Source organism: Pseudomonas sp. MWU13-2100 (assembly GCF_023242365.1).
Taxonomy (GTDB): domain Bacteria; phylum Pseudomonadota; class Gammaproteobacteria; order Pseudomonadales; family Pseudomonadaceae; genus Aquipseudomonas.
This window is the reverse complement of the sequence record NZ_JALLIX010000001.1, coordinates 179,748-194,511: the sequence shown is the minus strand read 5'-3', so window position 1 is coordinate 194,511 and position 14,764 is coordinate 179,748. Positions and strand designations below refer to the sequence as shown.

Sequence of the window (14,764 nt, the reverse complement as noted above, 5' to 3'; positions counted from 1 at the left end):
TGACCCATGGCCTATTTCGAACATGAAGGTTGTACGCTGCATTATGAGGAGTACGGCCAGGGCACGCCGGTGCTGCTGATCCATGGTCTCGGCTCCAGCACCGAGGACTGGGAAATGCAGGTGCCGGCACTGGCCGCGCGGCACCGGGTGATCGTCATGGACATGCGTGGCCATGGACGCTCCGACAAGCCCCGGCAGCGCTACAGCATCGCCGGGTTCAGCGCGGATGTAATGGCCCTGATCGAACACCTGAAGCTGGACCATCCGCACTTGGTCGGCCTGTCCATGGGCGGGATGATCGGTTTCCAGCTGGCGGTGGATCAGCCGCACATGTTCAGGAGCTTGTGCGTGGTTAACAGCGCGCCCGAGGTCAAGGTCCGCAAGCCCGGCGACTACCTGCAGTGGGCCAGGCGCTGGAGCCTGGCCCGGCTGCTGGGCCCGAAGCGCATCGGCAAGGCCTTGAGCGTGATGCTGTTTCCCAAGCCCGAGCAGGCGCAATTGCGGCGCAAGATGACCGAGCGCTGGGCAAGAAACGACAAACGTGCTTATCTCGCCAGCTTCGATGCCATCGTCGGTTGGGGGGTCCAGGAACGACTGTCACGGATTACCTGTCCAACCCTGATCGTCAGTGCAGACCATGACTACACACCGGTCGCGCTGAAGGAAAGCTATGTCAAACTGATGCCCGATGCGCGTCTGGTGGTGATCGCCGATTCACGCCACGCCACGCCACTGGATCAACCCCAGGTCTTCAACCAAACCCTGCTTGAGTTTCTAACCGCAGTCGAAACCACCACCCAGGATCACTGAACCATGCTGAAAAAAATCGCCCTGTTCACCGGCTCCGTGCTGTTCGCCGCCAACCTGATGGCCGCCACCGATACCGCCAAGGCGCCCCATGTAGAACTGGTGACCACCAACGGCACCATTGAAATCGAGCTGGACCCGGTGCACGCGCCGATCAGCACCAAGAACTTCCTCGCCTACGTGGACAGTGGCTTCTACAACAACACGATCTTCCACCGGGTGATTCCGGGTTTCATGGTCCAGGGCGGCGGTTTCACCGCACAGATGGCGCAGAAGCCGACCCAGGCGCCGATCAAGAACGAAGCCAGCAACGGCCTGCACAACGTGCGCGGCAGCTTGTCGATGGCGCGGACCTCGGATCCGAACTCGGCCACCAGCCAATTCTTCATCAACGTGAAGGACAATGACTTCCTCGACCCGGGCCGCGACGCCGGTTACGCGGTATTCGCCAAGGTGGTCAAGGGCATGGACGTGGTCGACATCATCGTCAACTCGCCGACCACCACCAAGCAAGGCATGTCGGACGTGCCGTCGGACCCGGTGTATATCAAGTCGGCCAAACGGATCGACTAATGGCAGGCGCAAGCTTCAGGCCGGCTGCCTGAGGCTTGCGCCGCTTCATCTTCAAGGAGAGCCCGCCTGACGGGCGTCAGAACCCATGCTCTATCGTCGTTTTGAACAACTGATCGATATTTTTCGCGACGCCCCCACTGCCGCTCCGCCGAACACCGTCCTGCCCTTCTACCTGTATTACCTGCGCCAGGTCTGGCCGAGCTTCGTCGCGCTGTTGATCGTCGGTCTGTTCGCCGCACTGATCGAAGTGGCGCTGTTCAGCTACCTGAGCCGGATCATCGACCTGGCCCAGGGCACGCCCAATACCGAATTCTTCCAGGTCCATGGCCGCGAGCTGCTGTGGATGGCCGTGGTCGCCCTGGTCCTGCGGCCGATCTTCTTCGGCCTGCACGACCTGCTGGTGCACCAGACCATCAGCCCGGGCATGACCAGTATGATTCGCTGGCAAAACCACAGTTATGTACTCAAGCAGAGCCTGAACTTCTTCCAGAACGATTTCGCCGGGCGTATCGCCCAGCGCATCATGCAGACCGGCAACTCACTGCGCGACTCCGCCGTGCAGGCCGTCGACGCGCTCTGGCATGTACTGATCTACGTCATCAGTTCCCTGGTCCTGTTCGTCGAGGCGGACTGGCGCCTGATGATCCCGCTGCTGGTCTGGATCGCCGGCTACATCGGCGCGCTGTACTACTTTGTGCCGCGGGTGAAGGCGCGTTCGGTGATCTCCTCCGAAGCCCGCTCGAAACTCATGGGCCGGATCGTCGACGGCTACACCAATATCACCACCCTGAAGCTGTTTGCCCACACCCGTTTCGAGCAGCAATACGCCCGTGAAGCGCTGGTGGAGCAGACCGAGAAAACCCAGTTGGCCTCACGGGTGGTGACCAGCATGGACGTGACCATCACCAGCCTCAACGGCCTGCTGATCGTCACCACCACGGGCCTGGCGCTGTGGCTATGGACCCAGTCGCTGATCTCGGTCGGCGCCATCGCCCTGGCCACCGGCCTGGTGATCCGCATCGTCAACATGTCCGGCTGGATCATGTGGGTGGTCAACGGCATTTTCGAAAACATCGGCATGGTCCAGGACGGCCTGCAGACCATCGCTCAACCGGTCAGCGTCACCGACCGCGAGCAGGCGCCACGCCTGCGGGTCACCCAGGGCGAAGTGCGCTTCGAGCATGTGGACTTCCACTACGGCAAACGCAGCGGGGTGATCAGCGACCTCAACCTGACGATTCGTCCGGGGGAGAAAATCGGCCTGATCGGCCCTTCCGGCGCCGGCAAGTCGACCCTGGTCAACCTGCTGCTGCGGCTCTATGACTTGCAAGGCGGACGCATCCTGGTCGATGGCCAGAACATCGCCGAAGTCGCCCAGGAAAGCCTGCGCGAACATATCGGCATGATCACCCAGGACACCTCGCTGCTGCACCGCTCGATCCGCGACAACCTGTTGTACGGCAAGCCCGATGCCAGCGATGAAGAACTCTGGGAAGCCGCACGCAAGGCCCGGGCCGACGAATTCATCCCGCTACTGTCGGACGCCCAGGGGCGTACCGGCCTTGATGCCCATGTCGGTGAGCGCGGGGTGAAACTGTCCGGTGGCCAGCGCCAGCGCATCGCCATTGCCCGGGTACTGCTCAAGAACGCGCCGATCCTGATCATGGACGAAGCGACCTCGGCCCTGGATTCGGAAGTGGAGGCAGCGATCCAGGAGAGCCTGGAGACCCTGATGGAAGGCAAGACCGTGATCGCCATTGCCCACCGCCTGTCGACCATTGCCCGCATGGACCGCCTGGTGGTCCTGGAAAATGGCCGGATCGCCGAAACCGGCAGCCATGCCGAGCTGTTGGCCCATGGCGGCCTGTATGCGCGTCTCTGGCAACACCAGACCGGCGGGTTCGTCGGCATCGATTGAACGCCCCTACCGTCCCCGCAAGGGGGCGGTTGAGCGCTCAGGCCTGTCGGTAAGGCAGCGCCGCCTTCGCCTCTTCGGCATAGGCCAGGATCCCCACCCGCTCCCGCGCAAGGAAATCCTTCACCGCCGCCCGCAGTCCCGGATGACGCAGGTAGTGCCAGGAATGGGTGATCACCGGTTCAAAGCCGCGGATCAGCTTGTGCTCGCCCTGGGCACCGGCATCGAAGCGTTGCAGGCCCTGGGCGATGGCGTAGTCCATGCCTTGGTAGAAGCAGGTTTCGAAATGCAGCCGGTCGAACTCCGCCAGGCAGCCCCAGTAACGACCGTAGAAGCTGTCGCCGCCGATCAGGCTGAATGCCATGGCCACCGGCCGTCCGCCCTGCCTGGCCAGGACCACGCGGATCGAGCCGGGCATGCGCTCGGCCAGCAGACTGAAGAACTCCCGGGTCAGGTAGGGCGCCTGACGTCGCACCGCATAGGTATTGGCATAACAAGCGTAGACAAAGTCCCACTGGGCCTCGCTCAACTCACGGCCTTCCAGCCATTGGAAATCGAAGCCCTGTCCGGCGACCTGCTCGCGCTCCTTGCGCATCTGCTTGCGCTTGCGCGAACTCAGGGTATCGAGGAAGTCCTGAAAATCCCGGTAACCGCGGTTCTGCCAGTGAAACTGGCAACCGTAACGCAGCAGCCAACCGGGCTGTTCGCCGAGGGCGGCATCGGCCAGGGCATCGGTGAAGTTGATATGGGCGCTGGAGAGTTCTTCGATCTCCAGGTAGCCCGGCAAGGCAGCCAGCAATTCGAAACCGTCCTCAGCCCTGGCCGCCAGCAATCGCGCGCCGCCGACCGGACTGAACGGCACCGCGGTCAACAGCTTGGGGTAGTAGGCGAGGCCCGCCCGCTCACAGGCCTCGGCCCAGCCGTGGTCGAACACATATTCGCCATAGGAATGCCATTTGCGGTAACTCGGCAGGGCCGCCAGCAGCCGCCCGTCTTCCACATGCAGCAGATGCTCCGGCTGCCAGCCCGAGTGCGAACCAAGACTGCCGCTGTCTTCCAGGGCGCTCAAGAACCCATGGCTGAGGAATGGCTGACCGTCGGGTACCAGCGCATCCCATTGCTCGGCAGCGACCTCAGAGAGGCTTTGCAGACGTTGTAACGGCATTGATATCCCCAGGCAGGTGCAACACGCAGGGCGAGTATCGCGCAAGTGTGCGGGAACGGCGACAAGTAGAAGAGAAAACCGATATCGGTCTGCCAATCCGCCAGGAATGGAATATTAAAATCTATTTCATTGGACTTGAAAGTCGCCGGGGAACACCATTCCTGAAGCTTCCAGGACAGCGGCCGGGCTGTATTGCTGGGGCTTGGTGCCATACCTGTCAGTCAAGGCCGAGCACGTTTTTTTTGTAGCGATGGCGGCGGCGAGTCTTGCATCGTCATCGCTGGCAAGCCAACTCCTAGAGGAGAGGTGGCGTTTTCAACAGGTGCAGTTTCTTGTGCTGGCTGTCGTTGGAAAATCGGAGGACGCAGAACCGCTCGGCATGTCCAGAAGCCGGACAAAAAAACGCCCCGCGCGACTTCACGTCGAGCGGGGCGCCAAAAGAGCGGAGCTTACAACAGTGGAATCGAATAGCTGACGATCAGACGGTTTTCGTCCTGGTAGCTAGAAGCAACGGCGGCACTGGTGCGCCACATGGCGTTCTTCCAGGCAAAACCGAGGTTCTTGAAGGTGCCTTGCGGGATCACGTAGCCGACGCTGATATCGCGTTCCCACTCGCTCTTGTCACCAGCACCGGTCTGGATATTGTCCCCGTGCAGGTAGACCACACCGGCCGTCAGACCGGGTACGCCAAGCTTGGCGAAGTCATAGGCGTAGCGAGCCTGCCAGGTACGCTCGCCGGCACGGGCGAACTTCTGGATCTGCATGTCGGTGGTGATGCTGGCGGACGAGCCATCACCTTGGTTCAACCAAGGGAAGTCGCTGTCGCCTTTGGTGTACTGATAACCAGCGCCGAAGGTGTGGCCGGCCACCGAGTACAGGGCCAGGTAGCTATACAGGTCGTTGTCGACTTTACCCTTGGCAGGAGTCGCGGTGTTCGGGTAGTAACCGGAGGTGAAGTAGGCGCTGTTGCTGCCGTTGGCGCCGTTATCGCGGCTACGGTAGTAGCGCAGGTCACTGTTCAGCACGCCTGGACCGATGGCCCAGTTATGTACCAGTCCCAGGAAGTTCTGCGAGTAGAAGTCTTTCAGCTCGCCATAGTAGTACGAGGCAACCAGATCCTTGGTGATCTTGTAGTCGGCGCCGCCGTAGTAGAACTTGTTACTGCGACGACCGGTAGAGGTGGGGTTGTTTGCGCCAGCAATCGACAGGCCTTCGTCGTTGGTGGAGTTACGGCCCTTGACGGATTCAATCTGACCGCCAGTCAGCGTCAGGTCCTTGATCTCGTTCGAGGTGATCTGGCCACCAGTAAAGGTTTGTGTCACCAAACGGCTGTCGTTGGTCTTGATCACCGGGTTGTTCGGCATCAGGGTGCCGATTTTCAGTTCGGTCTGCGAAACCCTGACCTTTCCGGTCAAGCCTAGGCTGGCGAAGTCGTTGACGGCTTTGCTGTTGCCGTTAGTGGACTCGGTGGGGAACATGTTGCTGCCATAACTCGTGGTGCTGGCGCCGTTGCTGCCACGACCGGAGTCCAGCTTGATCCCCAGCAGGCCAATGGCGTCAAGACCAAAACCCACGGTGCCTTGGGTGTAACCGGAGTTGAAACGCAGATCGAAGCCTTGGCCCCATTCTGTACTCAGGCTCTGAGCAGGTTTCCCGCTACGGTTATCGTTGTTGATGTAGTAGTTACGGATACCCAAGGTCGAGCTTGCACCTTCGATAAAACCTTTCGCGTCAGCTTGCCCGTCGGCATACGCCTGTTGGGACAAAACCCCTACGGCCACTGCCAGGGCCAAGGTGCACTTGTTCATTGTTTCGCTCCTCTTGGATTCAAACTCTTCGGGTCTTTTCGTGGCGTCCGTTGCCATCATGCGGGTGCGCAGCCATTGCCGGGGCTTGCCCTGCTTTGTTGGGAGGGAATCTTGGCGCGGGGTTATTTCAGCGCAGTTGCCAATAGATTAAGGTTTTGTGACAGCGGAACTTTTTTCGACCGACACAACCTCGCGCAAAACCCCGCTCTACAGGGCTTTGGCAAAAAAATAGTGGCTTTTTGGTACTATGGCTTTCCGGCGTCCCGGCGCTGTGCGGCCAGTTGTGCGGACAAGGCTTCGAGATTTTCGACCGGCGGTTCGGGCATCTGCTTCAGAGTGGCCTGCATCAAGCGCATCTGACGGATAAAACGCCGGCAGTTGGGGCAGAACATCAAGTGATGGCGCACCATCAGGCGCTCACGAAAGCTCAACTGGCCATCGAGATAATCGCTGGAACGTGCCACTTGTTCCTTGCAGGTCAGCATTCGCCGGTCTCCTCAAAATGCTCCACGGTTGCGAAGACTTTCAATCGTGCCCGGTGCAGCAGCACCCTGACATTAGAGAGCGAGATTCCCAGAAGATTACAGATATCCTCCAGCTCCAACCCCTGGCGTTCACGCAACAACAAGACACTGCTCTGCAACTCGGACAAACTCAACAGCGTATGTTCCAGGCACTGGCGCAGCTCATCTTCGCTGAGCAGGGCCTCGGGGGTGTCCTCATGCCAGGCGTGAGGCGCCAGGGCCCAGTGACCATCGGCGGCAAAGCGTTCGTCGCCGATGGTGCCATGGGGCGACGGCAGGTCATCCAGCAGCACTTCACGACGGTTCTGCTTGTAGCGGTTTTTCGCCGCATTGGCGGTGATGGTCAGCAACCAGGTCTTGAGACTGGAACGGCCCTGGAAGCCCGCCAGGTTGCGCACCACCGCCAGCCAGGCATCCTGGACCGCTTCATCGGCCTGGCGGCTGCCGACAATGGCATAGGCCACGGCGCGCATCGCGCTCTGATAGGTACTGACCAACTCTTTGTAGGCCCGTTGTTCGCCTGCCAGCAAGCGTTCGAGCAGTTGACTATCGTCCATCGCCACCATTCACAACCCCGGGTTCAAGATCCACGTCAACTTAGTCATGCAGCTACGCACTCCAGCAGGAGCAGAGCTCGTCTGCATACCGTCCGGTCAAGGCCGAACACGGTCCTTGTGGGAGCAGGCCGGACCGTCGCGAAGGGGCCATTGAAGCCGCTAAAAGCTTCGCGGGCAAGCACCGTTCCCACAGTTAGGTGGTGTTCTCAATATCCCACGTCCAATTGACCGGCATGGGGTAAGCCCAGATCCTGCAATCAACGCTTGCGCAGGATCACGCTACCGATCGAATAGCCGGCGCCGAACGAACTGAGCACTGCCAGCGAACCCGGCGCCAGGTCGTCCTGGTTCTTGTGGAACGAAATCACGGAGCCGGCCGAACTGGTGTTGGCGTAGGTATCAAGAATCACCGGTGCTTCTTCTTCCGAGGCCTCGCGTCCCAGCAGTTTCCTGACGATCAGATGGTTCATGCTGAGGTTGGCCTGGTGCAGCCAGAAGCGCTTCACATCAGCGATGTTCAGCTGGTTTTCCTGCAGGTGCGCGGCGATGAGCTCCGCCACCATCGGGCAGACGTCACGGAACACCTTGCGACCTTCCTGGACGAACAGTTTGTCCGGGGCTCCGATACCCTCTTCCGCCGCACGGTTGAGGAAACCGAAGTTGTTGCGGATGTTATTGGAGAACTTGGTCAGCAGCTTGGTGCCGACAATGTCGAATTGATAGGGCGAAGTCGCCAGGTCAGCCCGCTCCAGGATCACCGCTGTCGCCGCATCACCGAAGATGAAATGGCTGTCGCGGTCGCGGAAGTTCAGGTGACCGGTGCAGATCTCCGGGTTGACCATCAGGATCGCCCGGGCCTGGCCCAGTTGGATGCTGTTGCTGGCGGCCTGGATGCCGAAGGTCGCCGAGGAACAGGCGACGTTCATATCGAAACCGAAGCCCTGGATACCCAAGGCTTCCTGGACCTCGATGGCCACCGCCGGGTAAGGCCGTTGCAGGTTCGAGCAGGCGACGATGACGCCGTCGATGTCCGCGGCGGTCTTGCCGGCGCGTTGCAGGGCCTGTTCGGCGGCACCGATAGCCATCTGGCAGAGAATCGACCACTCGTCGTTGGAGCGCTCGGGCAGGCGCGGGCGCATGCGCTGCGGGTCAAGAATGCCGTCCTTGTCCATGACGAAACGGCTCTTGATACCGGACGCCTTCTCGATGAACGCGGCGCTCGACTCGGTCAGCGCCTGAACTTCACCGCGCTCGATGGCGGCGGCGTTTTCGAGGTTGAACTGCTGCACATAGCTGTTGAAAGACTGCACCAGCTCCTCGTTGGAAATGCTGTTGGCCGGGGTGTACAGGCCGGTGCCGCTGATGACGACGTTATGCACGCTCGTTCCTCTATTCTGTTCAGGCAGAAGGCATTGGCACATTCGTGCCAATACATAAAAGGGCCAATCCCGTCAAAACGGCAAAGGGCCTGGAGTCGTTTTCTTCCGACCCGGTCGGGCAAGCAGCGCTCAAACCGTGGAATCGGCATTTATAGCCGTCAAGTGTGCCATAAACATTGGGATTTGGCCCTAGGGCCGAGATCAATGGAGCACAACCGGGCTCTTGGGAGCCCGGCTGAAAAACTCCGCCTCAGGCTTCCACCTGGCTCCATTGCTTGCTCAGGCGCTTGTCCGAAATCGGTGCCTTGGTGCCCAACTGCTGGGCAAACAGCGACACCCGATACTCTTCCAGCCACCAGCGATACAGCTCCAGTTGCGGGTCGCGCTTGCCTTCCTGGGCATGCTTGGCCGCACGGGCCTGGTACTGGGCCCAAAGCCCCGCCAGTTCGGTGCTCCAGACCCGGTCCTTCTGTACCTGGGACGGCAGTTTTTCCAGGCGTAGTTCAATGGCCTTGAGGTAACGCGGCAGCTCCTTGAGCCAGACACCCGGCGTCTGCCGGACGAAGCCGGGATAAACCAACTGGCTCAGTTGCTGCTTGATGTCATTGAGTGCCACCGCCTGGGCCAGGTCAATCTTGCCCTTGAAGCGCTTTTGCAGACCGTGCCAGAGCTTGAGCGTCTCCAACGTCAGGCGCGCCAGGCGTTCGGCATGCTCGGTCCAGGCACCGCGCTTGCGTTCAGCCAGGGACGCCAGGCCGACGCCGTCGCGTGGCAGGCTGTCCTCGCCTTCCAGCACGCAACTGTCGAGGCTCGCCAGCAGGATATCTTCGACCAGCGCCTCGACCCGCCCCAGTTCGCGATACAGCAAACCCAGTTCGGTCAGGCCCGGCAATTTGCCGCGGAGGAACTTCGCCGGCTCGGCCAACTGCTGCAGTAGCAGGCGCTGCAAGGCCCGGCGATGCTGGAACTCGGCTTCGGCCGCGGTCGAGAAACGCCCTTCCTTGACTGTTCCGCCCTCCTCCACCAGCGCCGGGTACACCGTCATCGACAGTCCGGCGATCTTCTGCTGGGTGCTCTGGGCCACCGCGGCGAATTCCCTGGCCTGTACCGGCTGCTGGCTTTTCGCGGTCTGCGGCACGGCCAGGGCCGCCTGGCTGGCTTCGGCAAAGCGCGCCGTCAGCTCGGCCAGGTCACGCCCTTCGCCGAGGAACTTGCCCTGGGCATCGACGATTTCCAGGTTCATCCGCAGATGGCTTTCCACCTGCTGCGCCGCTTCGGCCCAGGCTTCATCGCTGACCCGCGCGCCGGTCATGCGCAACAGCTCGCGGCCCAGCGCCAAGGGTAACGAGCCTTCGGCAAACTCGATCCGTTGCAGCGCCGCCTTGACGAAATCCGGCACCGGCACGAAGTTCTTGCGCAAAGCCTTGGGCAGGTTGCGCACCAGGGCAATGCACTTGGCCTCGATCACCCCCGGCACCAACCACTCCAGGCGCTCGCCGGGCAGCGCCGGCAGCAGCGGCGCCGGCACCCGCAGGGTCACGCCATCGCGCGGATGGTTGGGCTCGAAGTGATAACTCAAGGCCAGGGCCAGGTCACCCAGGTGCAGGGTATCCGGATAATGCGCGGCGGTGACTTCACTGGCATCGCGGGCGAGCACATCCTCTTCGCGCATGATCAACAGGTGCGGGTCTTTCTGGCTGTTGACCCGGTACCAACTGTCAAAGGTCGCGGTCTGGTGGATCTCCGCCGGCAGGCGCGCGTCGTAGAAGGCGAACAGGGTTTCTTCGTCGGCCAGGATATCGCGACGGCGGGCCTTGGCTTCCAGCTCGTCGAGTTGTTCGAGCAATTGCTGGTTGGCGCTCAGGCACTTGGCTTTCGACTGGATCTCGCCGCGCACCAAACCCTCGCGGATAAACAGCTCGCGGGAAGCGACCGGCTCGATGGGCCCGAAGTGCACCGGGCGGCGGCCGACCACGATCAGGCCGAACAGGGTGATCTGCTCGAAGGCCACCACCTGGCCACGCTTCTTCTCCCAATGCGGTTCGAAGTGGTTCTTCTTGATCAGGTGCCCGGCCAGGGGTTCGATCCAGTCCGGCTCGATCTTGGCGACCATCCGCGCATAGAGCTTGGTGGTTTCCACCAGCTCGGCGGCCATCAGCCATTGCGGACGCTTGCGGCCCAGGCCCGAGGACGGGTGAACCCAGAAACGTCGCTGGCGCGCGCCGAGGTAGTCGCCGTCCTCGGTCTTCTGGCCGATCTGGCTGAGCAGCCCGGACAACACCGCCTTGTGCAGCTTGGGATAGTCGGCCGGCTCCTTGTTGACGTTCAACTGCAGGTCGCGGCAGATCAGGCCCAATTGCCGGTGGGAATCACGCCACTCGCGCATGCGCAGGTAATTGAGGAAATTCTTCCGACACCAATTGCGCAACGCGCTGGCGCCCAGGGCCAGGCGCTGTTCCTCGAAACCGCGCCAGACATTGATCAGGCCGGCGAAGTCCGAGTCGACGTCCTTCCACTGCGCGTGGGCCTGGTCGGCGGCCTGCTGGCGCTCCGGCGGACGTTCGCGCGGATCCTGCACCGACATGGCGCTGGCGACGATCAAGACTTCCTGCAGGCTGCCGAGGGTGGCCGCCTCCAGCAACATGCGGCCCATGCGCGGGTCCACCGGCAGGCGCGCCAGCTGGCGGCCCAACGGGGTCAACTGGTTCTCGCGGTTGACCGCCGACAGCTCCTGCAGCAGGTTGAAACCATCGCTGATGGCCTTGCCGTCCGGGGGCTCGATAAACGGAAACGCGGTGATCTCGCCGAGCCGCAAGTGCAGCATCTGCAGGATCACCGCCGCGAGGTTGGTACGCAGGATCTCCGGGTCGGTAAATTCCGCACGGCCGTTGAAGTCGTCCTCGCTGTACAGGCGGATGCAGATGCCCGGCTCGACCCGGCCGCAACGGCCCTTGCGCTGGTTGGCACTGGCCTGGGACACCGCCTCGATCGGCAGGCGCTGGACCTTGGCGCGATAGCTGTAGCGGCTGATGCGCGCCGTGCCGCTGTCGATCACGTAGCGAATACCCGGCACGGTCAGCGAGGTTTCCGCGACGTTGGTCGCCAGCACCACTCGCCGCCCAGGATGGGATTGGAAAATCCGCTGCTGTTCGGCCGGCGACAGCCGTGCATATAAAGGAAGGATTTCGGTGTGCTTGAGCTGGGCCTTGCGCAGCATGTCCGCGGCATCGCGAATCTCCCGCTCGCCGGGCAGGAACACCAGCACATCGCCGGGGCTCTTGCGCTCGCTGCGCTCGAAGGCGGCGATCTCGTCGAGGGTGGCGATTATCGCCTGGTCCACGCTCAGGTCTTCCTCGACACTGTTGCCCTCTTCATCCTGTTGCGAGGTCAGCGGGCGATACCAGGTGTCCACCGGGAAAGTCCGTCCAGACACTTCGACAATCGGCGCTTCGTTGAAGTGTTTGGAAAAACGCTCCAGGTCGATGGTCGCCGAGGTGATGATGACCTTCAGGTCCGGACGCCGGGGCAGCAGGGTTTTCAGGTAACCCAGCAGGAAATCGATGTTCAGGCTGCGCTCGTGGGCCTCGTCGACGATGATCGTGTCGTAGCGTTCCAGGTAGCGGTCGTTCTGGGTTTCCGCCAGGAGGATACCGTCGGTCATCAGCTTGACCAGGGTGTTGGCTTCGCTCTGGTCCTCGAAGCGCACCTGATAGCCGACCAGTGCGCCCAGGGGCGTGGCCAACTCGTCGGCGACCCGGCTCGCGACACTGCGCGCGGCGATCCGCCGCGGCTGGGTGTGGCCGATCAGGCCATGCTGGCCACGGCCGATTTCCAGGCAGATCTTCGGCAACTGAGTGGTTTTACCCGACCCGGTTTCACCGGCGATGATCAGCACCTGGTGTTTGAGCAGCGCGGCCTTGATTTCGTCGCGCTTGGCGGCGATAGGCAGGCTGTCGTCATAACGAATCAGCGGCACACTCTTGGCGCGAGCCGTGACCTGGGCACAGGATGCCTGCATCCGCTCGACCCATTGGGCCAACTTGCTTTCGTCGGGCTTCTTGCGCAACTCGAGCAACTGCCGCCGCAACCGGTGGCGGTCGGCAATCATGGCCTGGTCGAGGTTTTTCAGCAGTTGGTCGATAGCGGGCGATTCGTCAGTCATCAGGTACGCAAAGGTCGTCTATTTTAGGCAGACGCGGATTGTCGCAGATTTGCGCTGGAAAATGATGCCGACAGCGTTGCCGAACCGCCCCGACGAGTTATTCGTTACTCCAGTCCTTGCGTCGATACGGAAACACGTCAATCACCTTGCCCGCCCGAATCGCTTCTTGCAGGCCTTTCCAGTAGTCGGCGTTATACAGCTCGCCATGCAACTGCTCGAACAGCCGGCGCTGCGCCATGTCGGCGAACAGGAAAGGCGGGAACTCCTCGGGGAACACGTCCAGCGGCCCGATGGAATACCAGGGCTCCGAGGCCATTTCATCCTCGGGCGTGCGTGGCGCGGGAATGTGTCGGAAATTGGCCTCGGTGAGGAAGCAGATTTCGTCGTAGTCGTAGAACACCACGCGACCATGGCGGGTCACGCCGAAGTTCTTCAGCAGCATGTCGCCGGGAAAGATATTCGCCGCGGCCAGTTGCTTGATCGCCAGGCCATAGTCCTCCAGCGCCTCGCGAACCTGGGCGTCGTTGGCGTTTTCCAGGTACAGGTTCAGCGGGGTCATGCGCCGTTCGGTCCAGCAGTGGCGGATCAGCACCGTCTCGCCCTCGACCTGCACCGTCGACGGTGCGACCTCCAGCAACTCCTCAAGACACGCCGGCTCGAACTTGCTCAAGGGAAAGCGGAAGTCGGCGAACTCCTGGGTATCGGCCATGCGCCCGACCCGATCGACACTTTTCACCAGGCGGTACTTCTCGATCACCGTGGCGCGGTCGACATTCTTCGACGGCGAAAAGCGGTCCTTGATGATCTTGAACACGGTATTGAAGCCCGGCAGGGTGAACACGCTCATGACCATGCCGCGCACGCCCGGGGCCATGATGAAACGGTCGTCGGTGTTGGCCAGGTGATTGATCAGCGCCCGGTAGAACTCGGACTTGCCGTGCTTGTAGAAACCGATGGAGGTGTACAGCTCGGCGATATGCTTGCCCGGCAGAATGCGCTTGAGAAAGCCGACGAACTCCGCCGGCACCGGCACATCCACCATGAAATAGGAGCGGGTGAAGGAAAAGATGATCGACACTTCGGCTTCGTCGGTGATCAGCGCGTCAATCTGGATGCCGCGCCCTTCGCGGTGCAACAACGGAATCACCAGCGGCCATTGTTCATCATGGGTGTAGATCCGCCCCACCAGGTAGGCCCCCTTGTTGCGGTAGAGCACCGAGCAGAACAGTTCGACGCTCAGCTCGGGGTCCTTGCACACCCAGTCCGGCAGGTTTTCCCGCAGCCGGGTCTCCAGGCGCCGCAGGTCTCCCGGCAAATCGGCGTAGGCCTCGCTGAAGCGATAGTCGACGAAGATCTGTTCGAGCATGCCGGACAATTCGCCGTGGGGCTGGTAGATACGGGTCTGCGCCGCCCGCGCCCGGCGTAGTGACGGCCGGGTGGTGTGGATGAACATGCAACCGTCGCTGATCAGGTCATGGCTGAACAGCCCGCAAAAGGTCGAGTTGTACCAGGTCTCCGCCAGTTCATCGTCGAAACGCAGGTCGATCAGGCTGATATAGGCGCTTTTCACCAGGGGCCAGAACGTGACATCGAGCAGGGTACTTTCATCGAAGCCGGCGCGCAGCCGGGCGTTGACCTCAGCGACCTTCTCTTCGTACAGGTTGATCCGCGCCGTCGACGCCAACTGCGCTTCCTGCCAGCGGGCACCTTCGAAACGGCTGCGAGCGCCATCGGTGATCTGGCGAAAGTGCTCGCGATAATCGTCGAAGCCATCGAGGATCATGCGGGCGATATCAGCGGCCGGCCATGGCTGCGGCATAGTGGAACCCCTGCGCGGTTGTTCGAAATGGTTCTGTCGGCGACCCGCTTGAGCT

General features: G+C 61.6%; 10 protein-coding genes. 3 read left to right on the top strand and 7 right to left on the bottom strand.

Annotated elements, in window-relative coordinates; all coding sequences use genetic code 11:
• Positions 1 to 6: 6 nt before the first annotated feature.
• The 3 genes from M5B99_RS00955 (at position 7) to M5B99_RS00945 (ending at position 3,298) form a co-directional block, all read left to right on the top strand.
• The gene (locus tag M5B99_RS00955) at positions 7 to 810 is read left to right on the top strand and encodes an alpha/beta fold hydrolase (protein WP_248802212.1); all 804 of its coding nucleotides are present in this window, start codon (positions 7 to 9) and stop codon (positions 808 to 810) included.
• 3 nt (positions 811 to 813) lie between these two features.
• Positions 814 to 1,380 carry a peptidylprolyl isomerase gene (locus M5B99_RS00950; protein WP_248800471.1) on the top strand — a complete coding sequence of 189 codons (567 nt, stop codon included), beginning with the start codon at positions 814 to 816 and terminating at the stop codon, positions 1,378 to 1,380.
• Between the two features lie 85 nt (positions 1,381 to 1,465).
• Positions 1,466 to 3,298: an ABC transporter ATP-binding protein gene (locus M5B99_RS00945; RefSeq protein ID WP_248802211.1), complete on the top strand. Its 1,833-nt coding sequence runs from the start codon at positions 1,466 to 1,468 to the stop codon at positions 3,296 to 3,298.
• A gap of 37 nt (positions 3,299 to 3,335) precedes the next feature.
• Here M5B99_RS00945 and M5B99_RS00940 read toward each other — a convergent pair whose 3' ends face one another.
• The 7 genes from M5B99_RS00940 to aceK form a co-directional block, all read right to left on the bottom strand.
• Positions 3,336 to 4,460 (bottom strand): GNAT family N-acetyltransferase, encoded by a 1,125-nt coding sequence (locus M5B99_RS00940; RefSeq protein ID WP_248802210.1) that lies wholly within the window; start codon positions 4,458 to 4,460, stop codon positions 3,336 to 3,338.
• Between the two features lie 449 nt (positions 4,461 to 4,909).
• Positions 4,910 to 6,268 (bottom strand): OprD family porin, encoded by a 1,359-nt coding sequence (locus M5B99_RS00935; RefSeq protein ID WP_248802209.1) that lies wholly within the window; start codon positions 6,266 to 6,268, stop codon positions 4,910 to 4,912.
• Positions 6,269 to 6,513: 245 nt separating this feature from the next.
• On the bottom strand, positions 6,514 to 6,753 hold the full coding sequence (locus M5B99_RS00930) for an anti-sigma factor family protein (protein ID WP_248802208.1): 240 nt from the start codon (positions 6,751 to 6,753) through the stop codon (positions 6,514 to 6,516).
• Entirely contained in the window at positions 6,747 to 7,358 is a 612-nt protein-coding gene (locus tag M5B99_RS00925; RefSeq protein WP_248802207.1) for an RNA polymerase sigma factor, read from the bottom strand. The genes M5B99_RS00930 and M5B99_RS00925 overlap by 7 nt, the downstream gene beginning before the upstream one ends.
• A 248-nt stretch (positions 7,359 to 7,606) precedes the next feature.
• Entirely contained in the window at positions 7,607 to 8,728 is a 1,122-nt protein-coding gene (locus M5B99_RS00920) for a beta-ketoacyl-ACP synthase III (RefSeq protein ID WP_248802206.1), read from the bottom strand.
• A 250-nt stretch (positions 8,729 to 8,978) separates the two neighbouring features.
• Positions 8,979 to 12,890: an ATP-dependent RNA helicase HrpA gene (gene hrpA, locus M5B99_RS00915; protein ID WP_248802205.1), complete on the bottom strand. Its 3,912-nt coding sequence runs from the start codon at positions 12,888 to 12,890 to the stop codon at positions 8,979 to 8,981.
• Positions 12,891 to 12,987: 97 nt separating this feature from the next.
• Positions 12,988 to 14,709 (bottom strand): bifunctional isocitrate dehydrogenase kinase/phosphatase, encoded by a 1,722-nt coding sequence (gene aceK / locus M5B99_RS00910; RefSeq protein WP_248802204.1) that lies wholly within the window; start codon positions 14,707 to 14,709, stop codon positions 12,988 to 12,990.
• Positions 14,710 to 14,764: the final 55 nt, after the last annotated feature.